The organism is Niveispirillum lacus (assembly GCF_002251795.1).
GTDB classification, from domain to species: Bacteria; Pseudomonadota; Alphaproteobacteria; order Azospirillales; family Azospirillaceae; genus Niveispirillum; species Niveispirillum lacus.
The window spans coordinates 81,434-106,288 of the sequence record NZ_NOXU01000030.1 but is presented as its reverse complement, the minus strand read 5'-3'; the positions used below and the strand labels follow the sequence as shown (position 1 = coordinate 106,288).

Genomic DNA, 24,855 nt, shown 5'->3' with positions numbered 1-24,855 from the left:
ATCAGCCCGCGACCAGCAGGCCATCGCGCATCTCCACCACCCGGTCCATACGTCGCGCCAGATCCAGGTTATGGGTGGCAACCAACGCGCCAAGCCCCTGCCCGCGCACCAGTTCTGCGAACAAGGCGAAGACCTTTTCCGAGGTGTGCATGTCCAGATTGCCCGTCGGTTCATCGGCGATCAGCAGGCGCGGACGGTTGGCCAATGCACGCGCAATGGCGACACGCTGCTGCTCACCGCCCGACAGCTTGGCCGGACGGTGGCCGGCCCGGGCAGACAGACCGACCATGTCCAGCAACGCACGCGCCCGCTCCTTCGCCTTGCTGCGCGCCACACCAGCCAGCATCTGCGGAATGATGATGTTTTCCTCGGCGGTAAATTCCGGCAGCAGGTGGTGAAACTGATAGACAAAGCCGATCTTGTCGCGGCGGATGGCCGTGCGTTCGGCATCCGACAAGCCATCAGCCTTCTGACCCGCGACCTCAATCGATCCCTTATCCGCCGGTTCCAGCAGGCCCGCAATATGCAGCAAGGTAGACTTGCCAGCCCCGCTGGGCCCCACCAGGGCCACCATTTCACCGGAATGGATGGCAGCATCGACACCACGCAACACATGCAACGGCGTTTCCACCTGGGTGAAGGACCGGTGGATGCCGGTCAGGCGCAGAACGATCTCAGACATGGGTCACTCGTATCGAAGTGCTTCGACGGGGTCCAGTTTCGCCGCCCGCCAGGAAGGGTACAGCGTGGCCAGCAGCGATAACGCCACGGACGCAACCGCCACCTGCGCCACCTGCCACGGATCGGTGAAGGAAGGCAAGGAGGACAAAAAATAGATGTCCGAATTGAACGGATCGACGCCGGTGGCAGCCTTCACCATCTGCCGCACCTGTTCCAAATGGCCTGACAAAGTTACCCCCAGGATCAGCCCCGCCGCCGTTCCGGCGATGCCGATGGATGCACCAGACATCAGGAAGATGCGCAGGATGGTGCCACGCCCTGCCCCCATGGTGCGCAGAATGGCAATCTCCCGGCCTTTGTCCTGCACCATCATGATCATGCCGGAAATGATGTTGAAGGCAGCAACAACCACAATCATGCCCAGGATCAAGGAAACGACATTGCGCTGTGTTTCGATAAAGCCGAAAAAGGCGCCATTCACCTGCTGCCAGTCGCGCACGAACAGGCTGCCGGGCAGGCGTTTGGCCACCTCCCCTGCCCCGGCCGGGGCCAGCGACGGGTCGGCGAAATTCACCTCCAGCGCCGTGACATTATCATCCAACTGAAAAAATGCCTGTGCCGTGGCCAGATCCATCAGCACCAGCGTATTGTCAAACTCCGACACGCCCAGGGCGACAATGCCGGTGACGGTAAAGGCGCGGGACCGGGGCGGCCCGCCAACGGCATCCAACTGCGGCGACAGGATGGTAACGCGGTCACCGACTTTGATCCGGCCATTGGCGGCCATGCGCTGGCCGATGGCGATGCCATCCCCTTCAGCCAGCGTACCCTCGACCAGCGCATCAGCAAAGGCAGGCCGGGCCGCCATGTCGGCGGAACGCAGTGCCTTGACCAGCACACCGCCGGCAAAGTCGCGATAGGAGAGGAGGCCTTGCGCATCCAGACTGGGCATCACCGACACGACACCGGGTACAGTGCGGATCCCTTCCAACAGGGCGTCGGGAGCCTGGAACGGGCCATATTGCCCCATGGCCACCACATGGCCCTGGAAACCCAGCACACGGGACAGCAGGTCGCGTTGAAACCCATTGAACACGGACAAGGAAATGATCAGCGTCGCCACGCCCAGCGCGATGCCCAGGAAGGAGAAGCCGGCAATGACGGAGATGAACCCCTCCTGCCGGCGGGCACCCAGGTAACGCAAGGCGATCCAGCGTTCCAAGACACCGAACATGCGGGAACGGTCAGCCATGACGCAGCGCCTCCACCGGGTCCATCGATGCTGCCCGGCGGGCAGGATAGAGCGTGGCCCCCACCGACAGGAACAGGCCCAGCGCCACCACCAGCGCCACCTCCGCCCAATCAATGATGGCCGGCAAGGTCGTCAGGAACAGCAGCATCTGTGACCCCGCGATGCCCGGCACGTGCCCCAGCGCATAACCGATGGCTTGCACATTCACGGTCAGCACCACCCCCAGGACAAAGCCGACCATCGTGCCAACCGCCCCGATGGACGCACCGGCCAGCAGGAAGATACGCGACACCGACGCACGCTGCGCCCCCATGGTGCGCAGGATAGCGATGCTGGCCGCCTTGCCGCGCACCAGCATGACCATGGAAGACACGATGTTGAAACTGGCCACCAGGATAATCAGGGTCAGCACCACAAACATCGCCACCCGCTCCACCCCCAGCGCCGTGACCAGCCCCTTATTGGCCTGTCGCCAGTCGGTGACGGTAAAGCCCGGCCCCGCCGCCCGCTCCAGGCTGGTGCGCAGCCCATCGACATCGCGCGGGTCGCTGACAAACACGTCGATGGCGCTGACCTTTTCCCCCAGCCGGAAAAATGCCTGGGCGGCGGGCAGCGGCATATAGATCAGGGTGCCATCCTGTTCCGGCATGCGCAGGTCAACCACGGCATAGACGGGAAATTCCTTTCGCCGCAGCATGGTGCCAAAGGCAGTGACGGTGCCCTTCGGGCTGATCAGGGTGACATTACCGCCCGCCGAAATGCCCAGCGACCGCGACAGGTTGAAGCCCAACGCCACCCCGTCGTCGCCCAGGTCGGACAGGCCGCGCACAATGCTGCGCCCGACGATGGGGCGGGCCTGGAAATCCGCAACCGACAGTCCGCGCACCTTCACCCCCACGGCCCGGCCATTGACGGTGGCCAGCGCCTGGCCCTCCACCACCGGCATCACCTGTGTCACCCCAGGGGCGGCGCGCAGCCGGTCGATCAGGCCGACATAATCCGCCAGCGGCCCGCTGTCTGACGTCACGGCGGCATGGGCGGAAACACCCTGAATCCGGCTGACCATTTCGGCGCGAAAGCCATTCATCACCGACATGACGATGATCAATGTCGCCACGCCCAAGGACACGCCGATAAAGGAGAACCCGGCAATCACCGAAACGGTCCCCTCCTGCCGCTGTGCGCGCAGGTAACGAAAGGCGACCATGCGCTCGAGGGGGGTGAAGAACATTGCGGCTCTGGGTGCGGGGTGGCAACGAGGGCGGTGTAGCCTTGCTTATAGGCGGAAATGGGGCGGGGGCGGAAGGGTGGTGTGGGTTTGCCGACCTATTGCTCCATCCGTGTGTAAAGCACGCGGAAGGGCGCGTCCGGGGCTGGGTCAACCACAAACATTACCAGACTGTCCCAGCTGGCTTCGGCTTCTTTCCCCTCTTCCACAAAGCCCAACACATACCCGCGGATACGCCGCGTGCCCCCTTCTACCTGCTTAGGCGGAAGCTGCTTAAAGGAAATACCGGGAAGACTTGCGTCCAGTGCAGTCAACATCTGCTGTGCTGCATATTCGTGGTTCTCTGTGTTACCATTGTAAGCGAATATTGAACAGGTTCGACTTGGCGCTTCCTGATAAATCACTTCAATCCTTTCAGAAGAGGTAGGGTCACCATTGACCCATCCTATTCCCTCTTTCCCCTTCAAAACAGCTTTAACGGCTTCTTTGCTCATCTCACTATAGCCATTCGCCTTTATCTTCTCGATGAAAGCGGCCTTGCGTTTAAATTTCCAGGACAGGCATGACTCCATAAAGACATCGAATACCTCTACCGACCTAGCGATTTCCTGTTTGTCCTGTGAAGGTGCCCCCTTCATATCAAAGGAGAACCCAACTCTATCGTCGCCTGTCTTTTCGTCCGCAAATGCCATCAACGGGACAAGAGCCAGCATTGCCGTCAGAATTACCTTACGCATTTCCCCCCCCAGAGATTGCTCTTTCAACGCCCTGGAAGTAAGATTGTTTCCACCCAAGAAATCAACCTGAATTTGATTTCGTTAAGGCACCTGTTTCTTTACCTCCTCCCCGAGATCAAAGGCCAAGCCACGTCAATCCGTCGGGCAAATGGCCAGCCGCATAATCCACATGCAGGACACGGCGCCTCGTTGGTACTGTTGCAACCGCTGACGCGTGCAGAATCAATGTAGCATAGACCCATACATCCCCAGCCGCCGCCAGAGACACCTTCACACCCTGCCGCGCCACCACAGCCGGAACCTCTGCGACAGAGATAACGCCCTGTCTATGTGTACCAGGGGCATAGAGTAGGGGGGCATTGTCAGGGCCAACGGGATCAAGATGCAGACGGATGGTCACCATGCTGTTCAGCACGCTGACTGGCGGCGCGACATGGTGGATGCCATCCTTGACGGACCAGGGGCCGAAGCCTGGAACCTCCCGTCGTTCCCTTACGGCAATCACCCGATCTTGGTGCCAGCCCACCGACCAGTTCGTTTCCGGCGATTTGTCGAACAAAAGGGCACGAACCGGCATGGAACCGGCACCGAGCAGTCCAGAAGCAACACGCCCCAATGCACTGTCAGGCCCCAAAAACTGCATGATTTCTGCCGAACCACGCAACCGCAACCCTGGCCGATCTAGTGGCACGGGGGCCAAATTGTTGCAAAGCCGCTGCGTGCTTTCAGCCGAAACAAGTCCCGGAAGATGGGCCGCGCCAATGGTCATGAAATTACTCATGTTCTACGAATACCGCACCTACCCGGTTCGGAAAAGTCGAATACCGGGGAGGTGATCCTTGACGGGCCTAGGTTAATTGACCTAAATAGTAGATAGGTCAATCACCCTAGGCCCCGTCATGTCAGCCACACGTACCCAGATTGTGGAAGCCGCCGACACGCTGTTTTATCAGCAGGGATTTGATCATACATCGCTGGCCGATATCGCAGGCGCGGTAGGGATCGCGCGGGGTAACCTGACCTATCATTTCAAGGCGAAGGATGAGATCCTGTCCGCCGTCATCGACCGACGATTGGCGACCACACAAGCCATGCTGGACGCATGGGAGGCAGCCGGTGAGGAGCCGACGGCGCGGATCATTAGCTTCATCCATATCCTGATCGTCAACCAAGCGAAGATCATGGCCTATGGCTGCCCCGTCGGCACGCTGTCGACCGAGTTGGCCAAGCTGGACCATGCCGGCTTGCCCGATGCGGCCCGCATCTTCGCCCTGTTCCGCTCCTGGCTGGCGCGGCAGTTCATGTTGCAGGGTCATGGTGACACGCGTGCCGACGAACTGGCCTTGCATCTGCTGGGTCGCAGCCAAGGGGTGGCGACGCTCGCCACCGCCTTCAAGGATGACCATTTCATCCGGCGGGAAGTGGCGGCGATGCAGGATTGGCTCTCTTCTCTGGCCCCAACTCACTGAGGGTAAACCATGGACAAGACCCTGCCGGGCCCCGATGGTCGTCCCCGCTGCCGCTGGTGCGCGTCGGCGCCGGAATTTCCGCATTACCATGATACGGAATGGGGCTTTCCCGTGGCCGATGACCGACGGCTGTTTGAGAAACTGTGCCTGGAAGGGTTTCAGTCGGGCCTGTCCTGGCGCACCATCCTGGCCAAGCGGGAGAATTTCCGGGTCGCCTTTCACGGGTTCGCGATTGATGCCGTGGCCGGTTTCGGGTCGGCAGATGTGGAACGTTTGCTGGCCGATGCCGGCATCGTGCGTCATCGCGGCAAGATTGAAGCGGCCATCAACAATGCCCGCCGCGCCCAGGACCTGATCGCCGCCGAAGGGTCCCTGGCCGCGTATTTCTGGCGGCATGAACCACCCCCGGATGAGCATGGGCCCCCGCAATCAGCCTCCACCTCCGCCACGTCTGTGAGACTGTCGAAGGACCTGCTCAAGCGTGGTTGGAAATTCGTCGGGCCAACAACGCTCTTCGCCTTCATGCAGGCCATGGGCCTGATCAATGACCATGCCCAGGGCTGTGTCATCCGGGCGGAGGCAGCGAAGGCACGAGCCGGATTCCGGGTACCGGGCAGGTGATTTCCGGACCTGCGACGGCGGGCACCAGGGGGCCTGCCCCTGAATCAGGGGCGGGGCTGGGGTGCGGGACTGGTTGCCCGCTTGCCCCCAGCGCCGCCAGCCCATAAAGTCCGCCCCATCGTCACTCCTACTTCCGTGAGTTCGCACCCTATGCGTATGTCCAGCTATTTCCTGCCCACGCTGAAGGAAACGCCGTCGGAGGCGCAGATCGTCAGCCATCGCCTGATGCTGCGGGCCGGCATGATCCGCCAGACCTCCGCCGGCATCTATGCCTGGCTGCCGCTGGGCTGGAAAGTGCTGCAGAAGGTCAGCCAGATTGTGCGCGAAGAGCAGGACCGCGCCGGCGCGCAGGAACTGCTGATGCCGACCATCCAGTCGGCCGAGCTGTGGAAACAGTCGGGCCGGTATGAGGCCTATGGCAAGGAGATGCTGCGCATCACCGACCGCCATGACCGCGAGATGCTGTTCGGCCCCACGAATGAGGAGATGATCACCGACATCGTCAAGACCTTCGTGAAGTCCTACAAGGACCTGCCGAAGAACCTGTACCATATCCAGTGGAAATTCCGGGACGAGGTGCGCCCCCGGTTCGGCGTGATGCGGGGGCGCGAATTCCTGATGAAGGATAATTACTCCTTCGATCTGGATGCCGAGGGGGCGCGCCTGTCCTATCGCCGGATGTTCCTGGCCTACCTGCGTACCTTTGCCCGCATGGGCATCAAGGCCATCCCGATGCGCGCCGATACCGGCCCCATCGGCGGCGACCTGTCCCATGAATTCATCATCCTGGCCGAAACCGGCGAAAGCCAGGTGTTCTGTGACAAGGCCTGGCTGGACATGGATGTACTGGCCGACAATCCCGACGCCAATGGCGACCTGAAGGATTTCTTTGCCAAGTACACCAGCATCTATGCCGCGACGGAAGAAATGCACGACGCCGAAAAGGCGCCGGCCGATCTGGTCACCGCGCGCGGCATCGAGGTGGGGCACATCTTCTATTTCGGCACCAAATACTCCGCGCCCATGGGGGCGGTGGTGACCGGCCCCGACGGGCAGCCGGTGACGGTGGAGATGGGGTCCTACGGTATCGGTGTGTCCCGCGTCGTGGCGGCGCTGATCGAGGCCAGCCATGATGAGGCCGGCATCATCTGGCCCGATCAGGTGGCGCCGTACAAGGTGGCCCTGATCAACCTGAAGGCCGATGACGAAGCCTGCCGCAGCACCTGCGACGGCCTTTACACCCGCCTGCAGGATGCCGGTGTGGACGTCATCTATGATGACCGCAACGAGCGTCCGGGGGCGAAATTCGCCGACATGGACCTGATCGGCATCCCCTGGCAACTGACCATCGGCCCGCGCGGGTTGAAGGCCGGCACCGTGGAACTGAAGCGCCGCGCGACCGGCGAGAAGCTGGAACTGCCCTTGGAAGAGGCGCTGGCCAAGGTGATGGCGTAAACGGCGTTTTGGGATGGTGTGATAGAAGGGGGCCGGTGCCGATGGTGCCGCCCCCTTTTTTATTGCAGGCTCGACAGGTGGAGGGAAGCGACCACCCCATCACCCTTGACCCGGAACAGCATAATGACCATCGTTACATGTAACGATGGAGATGTGAGATGGGCACGGCAGGAGCCATGCGGGTTCGCAAGCATCGCGCGCAATTGCGCGCCGCCGGCCTGCGCCCCATTCAAATCTGGGTTCCCGACACGCGCCGCCCCGGCTTTGCCGAGGAATGCCGCCGGCAGTCCCTTGCTCTGCGCAATGATCCGCAGGAACGGGAGGTGGGGGAGTGGCTGGAACAGGTTGCCGATCATGAGGGATGGGAATGAGGCGCGGTGACATTGTCACCGTCGTCATTCCGGGCGATTACGGCAAACCCCGTCCTGCCCTGATCATCCAGTCCGACCTGTTCAGCGAACATCCCAGCATCACCATTCTGCCCATCACCAGCGACCGGCGAGACGGCGCGCCGCTATTCCGGCTGAACGTGGAGCCGGACGCAAGCAACGGTCTGCGCCTGCCCTGCCAAATCATGGTGGACAAGGCACAGACCGTGCGGCGGGAAAAGATCGGCGACCGGATCGGGCGGTTAACGGATGACCAGATGGTCGCGGTCAATCAGACTTTGGCGCTTTGGGTGGGGTTGGGGTGAGAGGAAGCAAAAAACTAAGACAGTAGAGAGATTTAATCACCACGAAATAATCTCAATAATTCTTGACCATCAGCTGTATTTTCAAATTCTCTATATAAACCCCTCATTATGGAACTCCTGTTAATCGCGATATTATTGGTGAATTTTAAATCAGAATGATCGCCGATATATATTCGAATTCCCATCCCAGGCATCGTAAATCCAACGATTAAGGCGCCGTCATCGATTCCGGAATTCGGAAGTGAATATAGAAGCTTTAGGGCAGGAAATCTCAATTTATATAGGCATACAAAAATATTGACATTGTCAAGATAATCTATTGCTTTTCGGCCAAATATAACATCACCAATTTCTTTCTCAAATTCCCCAAGCGAAAAATGCTTAAGGGCCGGTCTCTGAGATTTTGAAGCTCTCCACACTACAGACAACAAAAACATTGAAAATTTTTTGCAGTCTATGGACGGGTGAATAAATTGTTTCCCAGGCTTCCTAGTACATTTTTCCCTAAAGTTTCTAATATGGCGAATTGCATAGTCGTCATGCTTTCCAATGTAATTATCACAAGCTTCACAAAGAATATTTTTGTCGAAAATTCCAAGCTGAGTAGGTTCGGCTTTTCCTTGAGTGATTTTCAAGTTCCCAGAACCCTTGCCCCTTATTAAGCGGCCAATCCCAGCCGGCACAATATGCGCTTTTATAGTTGGCATCCCACCACAATTGACACAGATTGATGGCATCGTACACACTCACGCCGCCACCAGCTCAAACTTATCCACATCCACCAGCCCCATATCAGTGATCTTCAGATGCGGGATCACTGGCAGGGGCAGGAAGGCCAGTTGCAGGAAGGGTTCGGCGAGCGGGCAGCCCAGCGCCTTGACCGAGGCACGCAAGGCTTCCAGCTCATGCTCCACCGCCTCAAACGGCTTTAGGCTCATCAACCCGGCCACGGGCAGGGCCAGTTCGCCGACCACGGCACCATCCTTCACGGCCACAAAGCCACCGCCGATCTCAATCAATCGGTTGATGGCGACGACCATGTCGGCATCGCTGGAACCCACCGCACAGATATTGTGGCTGTCATGGCCGACGGAGCTGGCCAAGGCACCCGACCGAATGCCGAAGCCCTTCACGAAGCCCTTGCCGATATTGCGGGTGAAGCCGTGGCGTTCGACGACCACGATCTTCAGGATGTCATTGTCCGGGTCGGCATGGCGGCGGCCATTGCGGTAGGGGACGGTGGCCTGCAACGCCTCTGTAATGATCTTGTTGGGCAAGACGCCGATCACGGGGGTGCCAGGGCCACCGGCCGGAATGGCGAGGTCTTCCGCCATGATCCGGTCGCGCTTGATGGAGTTCAGGCCCACGGGCGGCGGGGAGGTGCGGCCCGCGAAGGTCTCCGCCGACACGGGCTTGCCGGCGCGGATGACCTGGGAGACGGTGCAGTGCGCCAGATCGTCCAGCAGCACGATATCGGCCAGATAACCCGGTGCCACCAGTCCGCGATCCTTCAACCCGAAGCCGCGCGCCGCCGACCAGGTGGCGGTACGGTAGACAGAGGCAATGTCGGCGCCATGCGCGATGGCGCGGCGGATCAGGTGGTCCAGATGCCCTTCCTCGGCAATGTCCAGCGGGTTACGGTCATCGGTGCAGAAGGCCAGGAACGGGCTGGTCACCGGGTCGATCAAGCCGGACAGAGCATCCACATCCTTCGAGACGGAGCCATCGCGGATCAGCACCTGCATGCCCTTGGCGATCTTCTCCCGCGCTTCCGCCTGTGACGTGCATTCATGGCAATTGCGGATGCCGCAGGAAAGATAGGCGTTCAGTTCCTTGCCCGTGACCAGGGGCGAATGGCCGTCAATATGCGCGCCATAGAATTCCGCCAGCTTGTCCAGCGTTTCCTCATCCTTCCACAGCACGCCGGGGAAGTTCATGAATTCGGCCAGACCGATCACCTTGGGATGGTGGCGGTGGCGGGCCAGATCATCGGCCTTCAGCCGCGCACCCGCCGTTTCCAGATGCGTGGCCGGCACACAGGACGAAAGCTGTACGCGCAAATCCAGCGCGGTCGTCAGGGCTGAATCCAGGAAATACTGTAACCCCGCCTCCCCCATGACATTGCAGATTTCATGCGGGTCGCAGATGGCGGTGGTGGTGCCACGCGGCAGGACGCAGCGGTCAAATTCCGACGGGGCCACCAGCGTGCTTTCGCAATGAACATGGGTGTCGATGAAACCGGGCACAGCGAAGCGGCCCTTGCCATCAATCTCCTGCACCCCGTCATAGCGGTCATAGGTGCCGACGATGGTGTCGCCGCAGATGGCGATGTCGGTTTCGTCGATGTTGCCAGTCGCCACATTCAGCAGGCGCACATTCTTGATCACCAGATCGGCGCGATTGCGCCCCAGGGCCTGATCGATCCGCTGTTTCAGGATGGCTTTGGCGGCGGCGCGGTCCATGGGGTTGGTCCTTACATGATCAATGCGGAGTCTTGGCGCACAGCGCGATCAGGTCCGCCTCGGCCGCCGACTGCATCGGCTTGCCGTTAAACAGGACCTGATTGCCCTGCACCGTAACGGTACCGATCTGCGCCTCCCCCCGGTAGAGGTTATTTGTGGCGATACCGAAGCGGCGGGCAATGTCGGCGGTAATCGCGATATCGATGCTTGTCGGCACCTCAATAGCATAACCATCAGGTAGGTCGGCAGGAGCCACCGGCTTGCCATGCACATCCACACCGGGCTTGTATTCCACATCGGCACTGGGTTGGTGCCGCGCCACAAAACGGCAGGCGGCGGGGTCGACGCGGATCGTAGGGGCACCGGATTGCGCCAGCGCCCCGGATGCCGCGCTTGCGAATAGAGTGATTAACCCTATGGCCCTCAAGGCATTTTGCAGGAATACTGGCATTGCCTTCCCCTTCCCTTTCGCCGCAAAGGGCGCCGCACAGATGCTGACATCCTACTTCAAGCTGAAAGAACTGGGCAGTGATGTCCGGACGGAGCTGCTGGCCGGGCTCACCACCTTTTTGACCATGGCCTATATCATCTTCGTCAATCCGCAGATCCTGTCGGCGGCGGGCATGGACCATGGAGCGGTGTTTGTCGCCACCTGTGTGGCCGCCGCCATTGGATCGGCCATCATGGGGCTTTACGCCAATTACCCCATTGCACAGGCGCCGGGCATGGGGTTGAACGCCTATTTCGCGTTCACGGTGGTCGGGCAGATGGGCTATTCCTGGCAGGTGGCACTGGGGGCGGTGTTCCTGTCGGGCATCCTGTTCATCATCCTGTCGGTTCTGCCGGTACGCGAGGCCGTGGTGAACGCCATTCCCCGCACCCTGAAACTGGCCATTTCGGCGGGAATCGGCCTGTTCCTGGCCATCATCGCCCTGGAAAATGCGGGCCTTATCCAGGCGCACCCGGTGACCCTGGTCACCATGGGTGACCTGACCAAGGCGCCGCCGGTTCTGGCGGCCATCGGCTTCATCCTGCTTTGTGCCCTGGCAGCGCGAAAGGTGATGGGGGCGGTGGTCCTGACCATCCTAGCCGTGGCGGTGGTGGGCATGGGGATCGGCGCCTCGCCCTTTAGCGGTCAGATCGTCTCGCTGCCACCGGACCCTAGCCCGACCTTCCTGGCCATGGATCTGAAGGGCGCATTCAGTGTCGGGTTGATAACGGTGGTCTTCGCCTTCTTCTTTGTCGATCTGTTTGATACGGCGGGCACCCTGATCGGGGTATCGCACCGCGCCGGCCTGCTGGACAAGCAAGGCAAGCTGCCGCGCCTGAAACGGGCCTTGTTCGCGGATGCCGCCGCCACCACGGTGGGCGCCGCCCTGGGCACCTCTACCGTCACCTCCTATATCGAGAGTGCAGCCGGCACCAATGTCGGCGGACGTAGCGGGTTAACGGCGGTGACGGTGGCCGTGCTGTTCCTGGCCTGCCTGTTCCTGGCCCCGCTGGCGGCCAATATCCCCGCCTATGCCACGGCTCCCGCCTTACTCTACATCGCCTGCCTGATGGCGCGGGGGTTGACGGAACTGGATTGGGAGGATGTGACAGATTATGCGCCAGCGGTGATGACCGCCATCGCGATGCCGCTGACCTATTCCATCGCCCACGGGATTGCGGTGGGGTTCATCACCTACACCGGTATCAAGATCCTGGCCGGGCGCTGGCGCGACGTGGGGCCGGTGGTTGCGGTGCTGGCGGGGCTGTTCCTGTTGAAATTCGTGATCCTGGCGTAACCGATTCTCTGCTGTGCCCGTGATAGGGGAGGTTCTGCCCGAACCGTCCCTGTTTTTGACAGAGAACTGAAGCCTGTTCAGTGGGCAGCCAGAATCCTGACAGCGGTAGCACTGGCTACAATTATGTCAGTCGCTTAGTTTTTAGGCACAACTTCCGTTGACGTAAACCGCCACACCCATAATCGGGGCAGAAAAAATCGAGGTGATGCATTTAATACATATATATCAATGACTTAATGGCATTCCCAATAGGCATGGGACCATGCAGAAGTGTCATGCAAACGTTTCCATGCATGCAATCGTGGCAATGCAGCCACAGTGGACGCTGCATTTTTGTGCGGCAAGCGCAAAGATCGAATTTTGATGGTGACGGGTTTGTCGCAGCCAGCCTATACTCCGCCCCACAAAAGAAAAGACCGCGCCAGCAAGGCAGCGCGGCCTGAGTTTAGGGAGGAATCGCCACCAGGCGGTGTCAAAACAGGGATCCAACCCCGTTCGACAAGATAAGTTTTTAACTTTCTTGATATGAAGGCAAGCCGATTTTGTCGGCTTGCCTTTTTATTTGGTCGAATTTTGTATTTTTGCTCAATCAGCGGGCAAATGCCAACTGTCCGAACAGATGTTTGCCCATTCGGTGGGCGGCCACCTCAGCAACACTGCTGAAAACTGCCGCCCCCGGCCAAAGTCGTGATTCGTCATAGCGATCCAGGGCCGTTGATCAGGGCGTACCGCGTAATAGAGCGCGATAATCGATCAGACCAAAATGACCGCTGCTCCAGGCAAGGCCGACAATGATGGCGGACAGAATGGTGGTCCACATGAATTTCTTCACGATCATAGGCCGGGCCGGCGTACCCGGCAGATAACCGACCTCCTGCACTTCGCCTTCCTGTTTGCGCCCGAAGGGCAGCACCATGAACAGGACGGTCCACCAGACGGTGAAGTAAATGGCAGCCCAGGTTACCCAACCCATGATCTCAGTCTCCCTCGCCCATCAAACCTGTTCGATTTCGACCAGGGTGCCGAACAGATCCTTGGGATGCAGAAACAGCACCGGTTTGCCATGGGCGCCGATCTTCGGTTCACCATCACCCAAGACGCGCAGGCCATCGGCCTTCAGCTTATCGCGGGCGGCGATAATGTCTTCGACTTCGTAACAGACATGGTGAATGCCGCCGCTGGCGTTGTTGGCCAGGAATTTGGCAATGGTGCTGCTCTCTCCCAATGGGTGCAGTAGTTCGATTTTGGTGTTGGGCAGTTCCACGAACACCGTGGTCACCCCATGATCGGGCAAGTCCAGCGGATCGGAGACCGTGGCCCCCAGCGTGGTGCGGTAGGTCTCGGCTGCCACTGCCAGATCAGGCACAACGATGGCAACATGGTTCAAACGGCCGATCATCATCCTCTCCTCAATCTTCTTTTGATTATGGGCGGACACATAGTCACAGGTGGCGCTGCTGTCACCCGTGACAAATCGCGCAACACAGATCCCACACGCGCCAACCGGGCGGTGACAGACGACGCCCATCACCGCCGGGAATCAGATCCGGACCAAATGTACCTCGGTCAAGGGCTTGCGCCCCTGGCTGGTGCTGAAAGAACGCCGAATGGCGATGCGGGCCGCTTCCTTGACCTGGGCATCATCCATGCGCGCGGCCTTGGACAGGTTTTCGACAGCCAAACGCACACGGGCGATCAGGTCCGCCGTCTCCTCATCCACCTCATCCTCCTCCAGCAGGCCGATGGCCGTCACCTTGGGATCGGCCAGCAGGTCGCCCCGGGGGGTCATCACCAGCGTCACCATAGAGACGCCGGCCTGGGCCATCCGAGTACGCCCACGCATGGCCATGTTGGTCAGCGGCACGATACGCTTACCATCAATACACAGCTTACCGGCATGCACATGGCCCAGATTGGCCGCCGGGCCAGGACCCAACCGGATGACCATGCCATCATCGGGCACCACCACTTCCGGCACCTGACAGTCGCGCGCCAGGGCCGCATGCACAGTCAGGTGGCGATGTTCACCATGCACCGGCACCGCGATCTTCGGCCGGACCCACTGATACATCTGCACCAGTTCGTCCCGCGCCGGATGGCCGGATACATGCACGAACTCCTCATCCGCCGTGATGACCTGTATGCCCTGACGCATCAGGCCGTTCTGAATCTTGGCGATGCCCTTCTCATTGCCCGGAATTTCGCGGGCGGAGAAGATCACCACGTCGCCGCGTTCCAGCACGACATCGGGATGATCGTCATTGGCAATACGCGCCAGGGCGGCGCGGGGTTCGCCTTGCGATCCCGTACAGATCACCACCAGCTTCTCACGCGGGACGTAGCCCGCCTCCCGCTCCGTCAAAAACGGTGGCAGATCAGACAGGTAGCCATTGGCCCGCGCCGCTTCATTGATGCGCCAGAGCGAGCGGCCCGCCAGCGCCACCTGTCGATCATGAGCCTGGGCGGCGATGGCGATGGAGTGCAGGCGGGCGACATTACTGGCAAAGCAGGTGACAGCGATGCGGGTATCGGTGAAACGCCCGAACAGCTCCTTGAAGCTTTCCTGCACGGCAGCTTCCGAGCCCGACGTGCCCGGCACCATGGCGTTGGTGCTGTCGCAGATCATCGCCGTAACGCCCTCGCGCCCCAGCTTCTTCAGCGCGTCCTCATCGGCCAGTAGGCCGATGACGGGATCGGGGTCCAGCTTCCAGTCACCCGTATGCAGCACCGTACCGGCGCTGGTGCGGATGACCAGGGCATTGGGTTCGGGGATCGAATGGGTCAGGCTAATCAATTCGAGATCGAAAGGACCGATACTAGCCCTGCCACCCAGCGGAATGATGTGGATCGGCACCTTGTTTTGCAGGCCTGTTTCCACCAACTTTGCCTTCAGGAAGCTGGCGGTGAAGGGCGTACACCAGACAGGTACACGCAAATCCTCCCACAGATGCGGGATGGCGCCCAGGTGATCCTCATGGGCATGGGTAACAACAATGCCCAGAAGGTCGCCGCGACGGTCCTCAATAAAGCTGGTGTCTGGCAGAATGATATCAACACCCGGGGTCGTTTCGTCTCCGAAACTGACCCCCAGATCGACCATCAGCCATTTGCCCTGATGGTGGTACAGGTTCAGATTCATCCCGATCTCGCCCGCCCCACCCAAGGGAACAAAATGGAGCGCCTTCGGGTCGAAATCCTTGCTTTCCAGATGCTTTGCTTCGGTCATTCGGTCCTGGTTTCAGTTGGCAGCAGCGTTGCGTGCATGGATTAACCGGAGACCCCGCAACGTCAGGTCCCCATCAATATGGTGGATCATATCGGTACCCTCGGCGAACAGGCGGACCAGACCGCCGGTGCCGATGACCGTCACCTTTGTCTGCCCATCAGGCGACAGTTCGGCGATGATCCGTTTCAGGATGCCTTCAATCATCCCGGTATAGCCCCAGAACATGCCCGATTGCATAGCCGCCACGGTCCCGCGGCCGATGGCAACATCAGGCTTGGCGATATCGACCTTGGGCAACTGGGCCGCCACCCGGTGCAGCGCGTCAAGTGAAAGGGCCGGTCCGGGTGCGATCACACCACCAGCAAAATTGCCATCGCGATCCACCACGTCGAAAGTGGTGCCCGTACCAATATCAATAACGACAAGGGGCACCGGATAGGATGCCTTGGCCGAGACGGCATTGACCAGCCGGTCCGCCCCCGCCTCACGCGGGTTCAACAGTTTGTTCTCCAAGCCCAGATCAACCGACGGATCGCCAACCCGCATTGGTGTGCATCCGAAATGATCCTCAGTCAGCTTGATCAAAGCATAGGTCTGCGACGGCACCACCGATGACAGGATGGCAGCATCAATATCCGCCGGCGTAATGCCCTTCATCGCCATGAGAGTGACCAACCAGACGGCATATTCGTCGGCAGTGCGCTGGCTATCGGTCGAGATGCGCCAATGCGACCGCTTCTCTTCCCCGTCAAATACGGCGAACACAACATTGGTGTTGCCGGCATCAATGGCCAGAAGCATTTCAGGCTCCTCCACCGGGGAAAAACACATCACCCGCCGTGATGCGACGGACACCCCCGCCGGTCTCGACGATCAGTACACCACCCTCATCCATATCCACCAATCGGCCAGTGAAAGCCTCATCCTGCAGGCGTATGGTCACCGCCCCGCCCAGACCCTGGGCCGCATTCAGCCAGGCCGCACGGATGGGCGCAAACCCCTGGCGCAGAAAACGCTGGTACCAAACTTCAAACGCCCCCGCATAGGCAGTCAGCACATGTTCCACCGAGACATCGGCCCCGGCGGCCAGCATCGAGGTCGCGGGGTACAGCGCTTCTGCCGGACAATGCCGGACATTGATGCCTACCCCCAGAACCAGCCAATCGACCGATCCCTTGCCACCCGCTTCGGACTCCAAAAGGATGCCTGAGATTTTGGCCCCATCCACCAGGACATCATTGGGCCATTTTAGGGTAACCTTGCCGGGCACCAGGGCCGACACCGCCTCGCCCACCGCCACCGCTGCAACAAACGAGGTCAACGCCGCCTCGCCCGCCGGCAGGCTGGGCCGCAGGATCAGGGAGCAAGCAAGATTGCCGGGTTCGCTGCTCCACGCCCGTCCACGCCGACCCCGGCCCGCTGTCTGTCGCAAGGCCCAGACCAGTGTGCCTTCAGGTGCCCCATCCCCGGCCATCTGCTTGGCCACGTCATTGGTGCTGCCGCATTCATCGACAGCATGAAGATGAAAAAACGCGGGCAGCAAGGCCGCCCGCGTTTCATCAGATCGGTTCTTCTGCCCGGATTCCATCGCCGGAACGCCGGTCACCGTGCCCCGAACAGGGCGGCGGCGGCAGCGGCAGCGCCGGAGGTAATCGGCGACAAGAAGAAGATGTAGACCGGGAACACAAACAGGGCAGCACCCGCGACCACAAAGCCGGCGGTCGGGGTCGGGCGGTCCAGCGGCTCCGTTACGTCATCAAAGTACATGGCCTTGATCACACGCAGATAATAGAAGCAACTGATACCCGAGGCGATGACGCCGACGATGGCCAGCGGGTAAAGGCCCGCCTGGATGGCCGGCAGAAACACCGCCCACTTGCCCCAAAAGCCCGCCGCCGGCGGCACACCGGCCAGCGACCACATAAACACCGCCATGGCGAAGGCCAGCATCGGATGGGTCTTGGAGAGGCCTCCCAGATCGGCAATCTCTTCAACCGCGCGGCCGGACTGACGCATCGACAGGATGATGGCAAAGACGCCAACATTCATGGCCAGATAGATCGCCATGTAAATCAGCACACCGCGCACACCCTCGACCGACCCGGCGGACAGCCCGACCAGCGCGTAGCCGATATGGCCGATCGAGCTGTAGGCCATCAGACGCTTGATGTTCTTCTGCTGAATGGCACCCAGCGCGCCGATGATCATGCTGGCCGCAGCGCAGAACTGGATTACCTGCTGCCACTGCACCGCCAGATCACCAAACGGACCAACAAGGACGCGGATGAACAGGGTGATGGCCGCCACCTTAGGCGCCACCGCAAAGAAGGCGGTGACCGAGGTCGGCGCGCCTTCATACACGTCCGGCGTCCACATATGGAACGGTACGGCCGAGATCTTGAAGGCCAGACCCGCGGCCACAAACACCATGCCGATGACCACACCCACCGAGGGCGCACCTTCTGCCCCGGCCAGCACAGTGGCCAGCTTGTCAAAGCTGGTGGTGCCCGCAAAGCCATAGACCAGGGACGCGCCATAGAGCAGCAGACCCGACGACAGGGCGCCCAGCACAAAATACTTCAGGCCGGCTTCGGTCGACTTGGCCACGTCGCGCTTGAAGGACGCAATGACATAGAGTGCCAGAGACTGCAGCTCTAACCCCACATAGAGCGAGATCAGATCATTGGCCGACACCATGGCCAACATGCCCAGCGTCGCAAGCGCAATCAGCACCGGATACTCGAACCGGGCGACCCGCTCCTTCTCCAGGTAATTGACCGACAGGATGACGGCAAGCGATGAAGCGATCAGGATGAGCAGCTTGGCAAAGGTGCCGAAACTGTCCGCCACAAACAGGCCATTGAACGTGACCGCACGGCCCTCCGGCCCCTGCAACAGCAGGAAACCGGTGACGATGAAGGAAGCGACAGTCAGCCAGGAAACGAGGCGCAGGCTGCCGTCACCCCGGAACACGCCGATCATCAGCAGGGCCATAGAGGCACAAGCCAGGAAGATCTCGGGCAGGGCCGGGGCCAGATCGGGAAGAGTTGCCATGGCTTAATTCTCGCTCGCCGGTTGGGTCGCCGGGGTTTCAGTACGCAGTTCCGCCGTCGCCGGAGCCACAGCCTCGATCAGGCCCGCCGCCTTCAGCGACACCTGATGGTCGGCCAGGATCTTCTCGACCGTCGGGTTATAGACATTCTGGAAGCTGGCCGGATAAACGCCCATGATGATGACAATAGCCACCAAGGGCGCGAAGAAGGCCACTTCGCGCGGCGACAGGTCCTGCATCGCCTTGACCTCTGGCTTATCCAGCTTGCCGAAGAACAGCTTGCGGAACAGCAGCAGCATATAGGCCGCACCCAGCACCAGACCCGTGGCCGACAGCATGCCGTACCAGGTGCTGACCTGGAACACACCCAGCATGGTCAGAAATTCACCCACAAAACCCGAGGTCCCGGGCAAGCCGACCGAGGCGAACATGAAGATCGCGAACACCACCGCGTAACGCGGCATGTTCTTGGCCATACCGCCATAGGCGGCCATCTCGCGGGTATGCAGGCGGTTATAGGCGACACCGATGCACAAGAACAGCGCTGCCGATACGAACGTATGGCTCAGCATCTGGAACATGGCGCCATCCAGCCCCTGCTGGTTCATGGCGAAGATGCCCATCGACACGTAACCCATGTGGGCCACTGAGCTGTATGCGATCATCTTCTTCATATCGGACTGCGCCAACGCCACCAGCGAGGTGTAAATGATGGCGGCGATGGACATGAAGAAGACCAGATCCTGGAAGAAGAAACTGGCTTCCGGCAGCATCTGCACATTGGCGCGGATCAGGCCGTAACCACCCATCTTCAGCATCACGCCGGCCAGCATCACGGAACCCGCTGTCGGTGCTTCCACGTGGGCGAACGGCAGCCAGGTATGGGCCGGCCAGATCGGCGTCTTTACCGCAAAGGCGATAAAGAAGGCCAACCACAGCCAGATCTGCATGTTGCCGGCAAACGGATAGTCCACCATCACCCGCATATCCATGGTCCCGGCGGTCAGATACATAGCCAGGATGGCCAGCAGCATCAGCACCGAACCGATGAAGGTGTAGATGAAGAACTTATAGGCCGCATAGACCCGGTTGGGGCCACCCCAGACACCGATCAGCAAGAACATCGGCAGCAGCACCCCTTCGAAGAAGAGGTAGAACAGCACGAAGTCCAGTGCCGTGAACATGCCGATCAGCATGGTCTCCAGCACCAACAGCGCGATCATGAATTCCTTCACGCGCTTTTCCACCGCATCCCAGGACGCCAGGACACAGATCGGGGTCAGCAGGGTCGAGGCCAGCACGAACCAGATGGAGATGCCATCAACGCCCTTGATATAGGCGATGTTGAAGGCCGGCAGCCAAGCCACCTCTTCCACCATCTGGAAGCCAGGGTTGGAAGGGTCGAAGCCGGTCAGGATGAACAGCGAAACGACGAAAGTGATCACGGACGTCCACAGCGCCACGCTTTTGGCGTTGCGGGCCACGGCCTCCTGCTCACCACGGATGAGCAGGATGAACAGGGCACCGACGAGGGGCAGGAACGTCGTCAGCGAAAGGATCGGCACATCGGCCATTTCGAAAGACTCCCTACCTCAACGCGCCAGGATGAACCAGCCGGTCAACGCGACCACGCCGATCACCATAACGAATGCATAATGGTACACGTAACCCGACTGGACCCGGCTGGACGCCAGCGACAGGCGGCGGGTCACAGCGGCCGCTCCGTCAGGACCCAGCCCGTCAATGACACCGATATCGACACCCTTCCACAGGCCGAAACCCAGCTTCATGGCCGGACGCACGAACAGCGCGTCATACAGTTCGTCGAACATGTATTTGCGGAACACGAAAGCATGCAAGGCCTTGAAGGTGTTGACAAAGGCACCCGGCAGGCCGGGGCTGAACATGTAGAAGACATAGGCCAGCACGATACCCGAGACGCCAGCGACCAGCGGCGCATAGGGCACCCAACCCGGCACATGATGCGCAGCTTCAATGATGGAGCCATGCTCACCCGTCAGCATCACGATGCTGCCGGCCCAGAAGGCGTTCATGTCGTGACCCACGAACCAGGGATAGGCCACGAAGCCAGCGAACAGGGCGCCGATAGACAGCACCACCAGCGGCACCAGCATGACGGCCGGGCTTTCATGCACATGGGCCATAACCTTTTCCGAGGCGCGCGGCTTGCCATGGAAGGTCATGATCAGCAGACGCCACGAATAGAAGGCCGTCATGAAGGCGGCAGCGATACCCATCCAGAAGGCAAAGGACCCGGCGGCGCTGTGCTTGGCATAAGCCACTTCCAGGATCATGTCCTTGGAATAGAAGCCCGCGAAGAACGGGATACCCGCCAGGGCCAGGTTGCCGATCCACATCATCGTATAGGTGCCGGGGATCAGCTTCCAGATGCCGCCCATGTTGCGCATGTCCTGTTCATCCGACATGGCGTGGATGACCGAGCCGGCGCCCAGGAACAGCAGCGCCTTGAAGAAGGCATGCGTCATCAGGTGGAAGATGGCGGCCGGATAGGCACCAACACCGATGGCGAAGAACATGTAACCGAGCTGGCTCATCGTCGAATAGGCGATGACGCGCTTGATGTCGAACTGGGTCAGACCGATGGTCGCCGCCACGAAGGCGGTCGCAGCACCGAGATAGGTCACCACTTCCAGCGCTGTCGGGGCATATTCGAAAACCGGGCTCATCCGGGCCAGCATGAACACGCCAGCGGTCACCATGGTGGCCGCATGGATCAGGGCCGACACAGGCGTCGGGCCCTCCATGGCGTCCGGCAACCAGGTGTGCAGGCCCAACTGTGCCGACTTGCCCATCGCGCCGATGAACAGCAGCAGACAGGCGCAGGTCAGGGCATGCACTTCCCAACCCAGGAAGTTGAACGTTGCATCAGCCTTGGATGCGGCCTGCGCGAAAATGCCATCGAACTCGACCGTACCGAAGATCATGTAGATGGCCATGATGCCCAGCGCGAAGCCAAAATCGCCCACGCGGTTCACCAGGAACGCCTTCATCGAGGCGTCATTGGCGCTCTTCTTTTCATACCAGAAATTGATCAGCAGGTAGGAGGCAACGCCCACGCCTTCCCAGCCGAAGAACATCTGCAGCAGGTTGTCAGCCGTCACCAGCATGAGCATCATGAAGGTAAACAGCGACAGGTAGGCCATAAAGCGCGCCCGGTGCGGGTCGTGGCTCATATAGCCGACCGAATAGACATGCACCATCGATGACACGACATTGACAACCACCAGCATCACGGCCGTCAGCGTGTCGATCCGCAGCGACCAGGACACCTCGAAGGTGCCACTGTCGATCCAAGTGAACAGTTCAACGGTGCGTGCCGCCTCTGGCCCGCCAAACCCGACCTTGATGAATAGGATCACGGACAGGACAGCGGCGATCAGCACACCGGCGCAGGTGACAATCTGGGCACCCCGGTCGCCGATCAGGCGCCCGAAAAACCCGGCGATGAAGGCTCCAGCCAAGGGCAGGAAGATGGCAGCGATTTCCATGATGCCCGCCTCAACCCTTCATCATGTTGATGTCTTCAACCGCGATGGTCCCGCGGTTACGGAAATAGACCACCAGGATCGCCAGACCGATGGCGGCCTCTGCGGCGGCCACCGTCAGGATGAACATGGTGAAGATCTGACCCACCAGATCGTTCAGATAGACGGAAAAGGCCACCAGATTGATGTTAACTGCGAGAAGCATCATCTCGACCGACATCAGAATGATGATCACATTCTTCCGGTTCAGGAAAATCCCGAACACGCCGATGGTGAAGAGGATGGCCGATAGCGTCAGGTAATGCGCCAGGCCGATAGAACCGAGTTCCATGATTAGACGCCCCCCCGCGTCGGGACCTTGCGTACCTGCACCACCTCGGCGCGCTTGCGATCAAGCTGCTGGCCAATCTGCTGACGGCGGACACCAGGGCGCGACCGCAGGGTCAGCACGATGGCGCCGATCATGGCGACCAGCAGGATCAGGCCCGAGACCTGGAAAGCGTACACATAGTCAGTATAGAGGATCTGGCCGATCGCTTCGGTGTTGGTCACCTGATCAACCGGCGGGATCGGCGCATTATTCGCCTGCCCCCCCACAGGGCCACCGGCCAACTGCGTCACGGCCAGGAAGACCAGTTCCACCGCCAGAATGGCGCCGACAACCAGTCCCACCGGCATATATTGCATAAAGCCCTGCCGCAGTTCCTGGAAGTTGATGTCAAGCATCATCACCACGAACAAGAACAGCACCGCCACCGCGCCGACATAAACGATGACCAGGATCATGGCCACGAATTCAGCGCCGATCAGGACGAACAGGCCGGCCGCGTTGAAGAAGGCGAGGATCAGGAACAGAACGGAGTGTACCGGGTTCTTGGCCGTGATCACCCGCACGGCAGAAGCCAGCAGGACGATGGCGAACGCATAGAATGCGATTGTGGTCAGGGTCATGTTACGCCGCCTCCGGCGCTGTGGTCATCGGGTACTGGGTCACGGAGGATACTCCGGGCGAAGGACGGGAGACGGCCGGGTAAACCCGGCCGCCCGCGAATAAATCAACGGTAGGGCGCATCCGCGGCGAGGTTGGCCGCAATCTGCGCCTCCCAACGGTCACCATTCGCGAGCAGCTTTTCCTTGTTGTAATAAAGCTCTTCGCGGGTCTCCGTGGCGAATTCCAGGTTCGGCCCCTCGACAATGGCATCAACCGGGCAGGCCTCCTGGCACAGGCCGCAATAGATGCACTTCGTCATGTCGATATCGTAACGCGTGGTGCGGCGGCTGCCATCCTCACGCGGTTCGGCTTCAATGGTGATGGCCAGAGCCGGGCAAATGGCTTCGCACAGCTTGCAGGCGATGCAGCGCTCTTCCCCGTTGGGATAGCGGCGCAGCGCATGCTCACCCCGGAAGCGCGGGCTCGTGGGGCCACGCTCATACGGATAGTTCAGGGTCACACGGGGTTTGAACATGTAGCTGAAGGTCAGCGCCATGCCATTCACGAGTTCCCACAAGAACAGGCCGCGCGCCGTACGGTCGAGCAAGGCCATGTTTCACCTCCATAATCAGGCCGGCCTTCCGGCCCGCCCACAAGCATCACCGGCGGGGGTTGAAAAGGCCCCCGCCCCTCACGAAATCTCTCACGGCAGCAGGTCGAAATAGACCAGCACACCAGACGTCAGCACCACCCAGATCAGGGAGAACGGCAGGAAAACCTTCCATCCCAGACGCATCAACTGGTCATAACGGTACCGCGGCAGCGTGGCGCGCACCCAGATGAAGCAGAACAGCACGAACGTGATTTTGGCGATGAACCAAAGCGGCCCCGGAATCCAGTTCAACGGCGCGATATCCAGCGGCGGCAACCAGCCCCCCAGGAACAGGATGACCGTCATCGCGCTCATCAGGATCATGTTGATGTATTCACCCAGGAAGAACAGGGCGAAGGTCATCGACGAATATTCGACGTTGAAACCACCGGACAGTTCAGACTCGCCTTCGGGCAAGTCGAACGGGGCGCGGTTCGTCTCGGCGAGCGCCGAGATAAAGAAGATGATGAACATCGGGAACAGCGGGATGAAGAACCAGACGGTCTTCTGCGCTTCCACAATCTTCGACAGGTTCAGCGACCCGACACAGAGCAGGACGGTGATGATCACCAGACCAATAGACACTTCATACGACACCATCTGGGCTGCCGCGCGCAGGCCACCCAGGAATGCGTATTTGGAGTTCGACGCCCAGCCGGCCATGATAATGCCGTACACGCCCAAGGACGAGATCGCGAACAAGTACAGGACACCGACATTAATGTCGGCGAGCACCAGCCCTTCTCCGAACGGGATCACCGCCCAGGCCACCAGGGCCAGAAGAAAGGTCAGCATCGGTGCGGCGAAAAACACGCCCGCATTTGCCTGGACCGGAACAACGGTTTCCTTGGACAGGAGCTTCAGACCATCGGCGAAGGGCTGCAACAGGCCGAAGGGACCGACAAGGTTCGGGCCCTGGCGAAGCTGCATCGCCGCCATCACCTTGCGCTCAAAATAGGTCAGCAACGCCATGCCGATCAGCAGTGGCACCACAATCACCAGGATGCCAGCGATGATGCGCACAATCAGCGGCAGGTCGGCCCAGAAAGCCCCGAGTTGAGCCAGAATATCCGACATCGTT

The 24,855-nt window shown here is 60.3% G+C and carries 26 protein-coding genes; 6 read left to right on the top strand and 20 right to left on the bottom strand.

The features are described 5' to 3' along the window. Window position 1: 1 nt before the first annotated feature. The 5 genes from CHU95_RS13475 to CHU95_RS13455 all read right to left on the bottom strand — a co-directional run bounded on the left by CHU95_RS13475 (window position 2) and on the right by CHU95_RS13455 (window position 4,667). A complete protein-coding gene (locus CHU95_RS13475; RefSeq protein ID WP_094456864.1) occupies window positions 2–682 on the bottom strand; it encodes an ABC transporter ATP-binding protein in 681 nt (226 codons plus the stop codon). A gap of 3 nt (window positions 683–685) precedes the next feature. After that, window positions 686–1,933, bottom strand: coding sequence for a lipoprotein-releasing ABC transporter permease subunit (locus tag CHU95_RS13470; RefSeq protein ID WP_245838233.1), 1,248 nt, complete (start codon window positions 1,931–1,933; stop codon window positions 686–688). Beyond that, the gene (locus CHU95_RS13465) at window positions 1,926–3,164 is read right to left on the bottom strand and encodes a lipoprotein-releasing ABC transporter permease subunit (protein ID WP_094456863.1); all 1,239 of its coding nucleotides are present in this window, start codon (window positions 3,162–3,164) and stop codon (window positions 1,926–1,928) included. Before CHU95_RS13465 ends, CHU95_RS13470 begins: the two co-directional genes overlap by 8 nt. A gap of 95 nt (window positions 3,165–3,259) precedes the next feature. Next, window positions 3,260–3,898 (bottom strand): NMCC_0638 family (lipo)protein, encoded by a 639-nt coding sequence (locus CHU95_RS13460; protein ID WP_094456862.1) that lies wholly within the window; start codon window positions 3,896–3,898, stop codon window positions 3,260–3,262. 115 nt (window positions 3,899–4,013) lie between these two features. After that, window positions 4,014–4,667, bottom strand: a complete 654-nt coding sequence (locus CHU95_RS13455) for a phytanoyl-CoA dioxygenase family protein (RefSeq protein WP_094456861.1) — start codon at window positions 4,665–4,667, stop codon at window positions 4,014–4,016. 130 nt (window positions 4,668–4,797) lie between these two features. On the opposite strand from CHU95_RS13455, the gene CHU95_RS13450 reads away from it, so the two are divergent. From CHU95_RS13450 to CHU95_RS13430, 5 genes are all read left to right on the top strand, one after another. Then, a complete protein-coding gene (locus CHU95_RS13450) occupies window positions 4,798–5,367 on the top strand; it encodes a TetR/AcrR family transcriptional regulator (protein ID WP_094456860.1) in 570 nt (189 codons plus the stop codon). 9 nt (window positions 5,368–5,376) lie between these two features. After that, window positions 5,377–5,988 carry a DNA-3-methyladenine glycosylase I gene (locus tag CHU95_RS13445; protein ID WP_094456859.1) on the top strand — a complete coding sequence of 204 codons (612 nt, stop codon included), beginning with the start codon at window positions 5,377–5,379 and terminating at the stop codon, window positions 5,986–5,988. 150 nt (window positions 5,989–6,138) lie between these two features. Further along, complete coding sequence (proS, locus tag CHU95_RS13440) at window positions 6,139–7,443, top strand: proline--tRNA ligase (protein ID WP_094456858.1); 1,305 nt, start codon at window positions 6,139–6,141, stop codon at window positions 7,441–7,443. A gap of 158 nt (window positions 7,444–7,601) precedes the next feature. Next, window positions 7,602–7,814 (top strand): antitoxin MazE family protein, encoded by a 213-nt coding sequence (locus tag CHU95_RS13435; RefSeq protein WP_094456857.1) that lies wholly within the window; start codon window positions 7,602–7,604, stop codon window positions 7,812–7,814. Then, window positions 7,811–8,137: a type II toxin-antitoxin system PemK/MazF family toxin gene (locus CHU95_RS13430; RefSeq protein WP_094456856.1), complete on the top strand. Its 327-nt coding sequence runs from the start codon at window positions 7,811–7,813 to the stop codon at window positions 8,135–8,137. Before CHU95_RS13435 ends, CHU95_RS13430 begins: the two co-directional genes overlap by 4 nt. Before the next feature lie 32 nt (window positions 8,138–8,169). Here the strand turns inward: CHU95_RS13430 and CHU95_RS22105 are convergent, their stop codons facing one another. The 3 genes from CHU95_RS22105 to CHU95_RS13420 form a co-directional block, all read right to left on the bottom strand. Continuing rightward, window positions 8,170–8,772: a hypothetical protein gene (locus CHU95_RS22105; protein WP_133065524.1), complete on the bottom strand. Its 603-nt coding sequence runs from the start codon at window positions 8,770–8,772 to the stop codon at window positions 8,170–8,172. A 111-nt stretch (window positions 8,773–8,883) separates the two neighbouring features. After that, window positions 8,884–10,599, bottom strand: coding sequence for an adenine deaminase (ade, locus tag CHU95_RS13425; RefSeq protein WP_094456855.1), 1,716 nt, complete (start codon window positions 10,597–10,599; stop codon window positions 8,884–8,886). 19 nt (window positions 10,600–10,618) lie between these two features. After that, window positions 10,619–11,050 (bottom strand): hypothetical protein, encoded by a 432-nt coding sequence (locus CHU95_RS13420; protein WP_094456854.1) that lies wholly within the window; start codon window positions 11,048–11,050, stop codon window positions 10,619–10,621. A 40-nt stretch (window positions 11,051–11,090) separates the two neighbouring features. On the opposite strand from CHU95_RS13420, the gene CHU95_RS13415 reads away from it, so the two are divergent. Continuing rightward, window positions 11,091–12,386, top strand: coding sequence for an NCS2 family permease (locus CHU95_RS13415; protein ID WP_094456853.1), 1,296 nt, complete (start codon window positions 11,091–11,093; stop codon window positions 12,384–12,386). Between the two features lie 718 nt (window positions 12,387–13,104). Here CHU95_RS13415 and CHU95_RS13410 read toward each other — a convergent pair. From CHU95_RS13410 to nuoH, 12 genes are all read right to left on the bottom strand, one after another. Further along, window positions 13,105–13,359: a DUF1467 family protein gene (locus CHU95_RS13410; RefSeq protein WP_094456852.1), complete on the bottom strand. Its 255-nt coding sequence runs from the start codon at window positions 13,357–13,359 to the stop codon at window positions 13,105–13,107. Between the two features lie 21 nt (window positions 13,360–13,380). Beyond that, window positions 13,381–13,785, bottom strand: a complete 405-nt coding sequence (mce, locus tag CHU95_RS13405; protein WP_094457227.1) for a methylmalonyl-CoA epimerase — start codon at window positions 13,783–13,785, stop codon at window positions 13,381–13,383. Between the two features lie 141 nt (window positions 13,786–13,926). Then, window positions 13,927–15,612: a ribonuclease J gene (locus tag CHU95_RS13400; RefSeq protein WP_094456851.1), complete on the bottom strand. Its 1,686-nt coding sequence runs from the start codon at window positions 15,610–15,612 to the stop codon at window positions 13,927–13,929. 12 nt (window positions 15,613–15,624) lie between these two features. Next, the gene (locus tag CHU95_RS13395; RefSeq protein WP_094456850.1) at window positions 15,625–16,413 is read right to left on the bottom strand and encodes a type III pantothenate kinase; all 789 of its coding nucleotides are present in this window, start codon (window positions 16,411–16,413) and stop codon (window positions 15,625–15,627) included. A 1-nt stretch (window position 16,414) separates the two neighbouring features. Then, window positions 16,415–17,200, bottom strand: coding sequence for a biotin--[acetyl-CoA-carboxylase] ligase (locus tag CHU95_RS13390; protein ID WP_094456849.1), 786 nt, complete (start codon window positions 17,198–17,200; stop codon window positions 16,415–16,417). Window positions 17,201–17,214: 14 nt separating this feature from the next. Continuing rightward, window positions 17,215–18,666: an NADH-quinone oxidoreductase subunit NuoN gene (gene nuoN, locus CHU95_RS13385; RefSeq protein WP_094456848.1), complete on the bottom strand. Its 1,452-nt coding sequence runs from the start codon at window positions 18,664–18,666 to the stop codon at window positions 17,215–17,217. A gap of 3 nt (window positions 18,667–18,669) precedes the next feature. Further along, window positions 18,670–20,238, bottom strand: coding sequence for an NADH-quinone oxidoreductase subunit M (locus CHU95_RS13380; protein ID WP_094456847.1), 1,569 nt, complete (start codon window positions 20,236–20,238; stop codon window positions 18,670–18,672). 18 nt (window positions 20,239–20,256) lie between these two features. After that, window positions 20,257–22,194, bottom strand: a complete 1,938-nt coding sequence (gene nuoL / locus CHU95_RS13375; protein WP_094456846.1) for an NADH-quinone oxidoreductase subunit L — start codon at window positions 22,192–22,194, stop codon at window positions 20,257–20,259. Between the two features lie 10 nt (window positions 22,195–22,204). After that, complete coding sequence (gene nuoK, locus CHU95_RS13370) at window positions 22,205–22,522, bottom strand: NADH-quinone oxidoreductase subunit NuoK (RefSeq protein ID WP_094456845.1); 318 nt, start codon at window positions 22,520–22,522, stop codon at window positions 22,205–22,207. A 2-nt stretch (window positions 22,523–22,524) separates the two neighbouring features. Continuing rightward, entirely contained in the window at window positions 22,525–23,142 is a 618-nt protein-coding gene (locus tag CHU95_RS13365) for an NADH-quinone oxidoreductase subunit J (RefSeq protein WP_094456844.1), read from the bottom strand. Window positions 23,143–23,246: 104 nt separating this feature from the next. Then, the gene (nuoI, locus tag CHU95_RS13360; RefSeq protein WP_094456843.1) at window positions 23,247–23,735 is read right to left on the bottom strand and encodes an NADH-quinone oxidoreductase subunit NuoI; all 489 of its coding nucleotides are present in this window, start codon (window positions 23,733–23,735) and stop codon (window positions 23,247–23,249) included. A 90-nt stretch (window positions 23,736–23,825) separates the two neighbouring features. Then, a complete protein-coding gene (gene nuoH / locus CHU95_RS13355) occupies window positions 23,826–24,851 on the bottom strand; it encodes an NADH-quinone oxidoreductase subunit NuoH (RefSeq protein WP_094456842.1) in 1,026 nt (341 codons plus the stop codon). Between the last annotated feature and the right edge of the window lie 4 nt (window positions 24,852–24,855).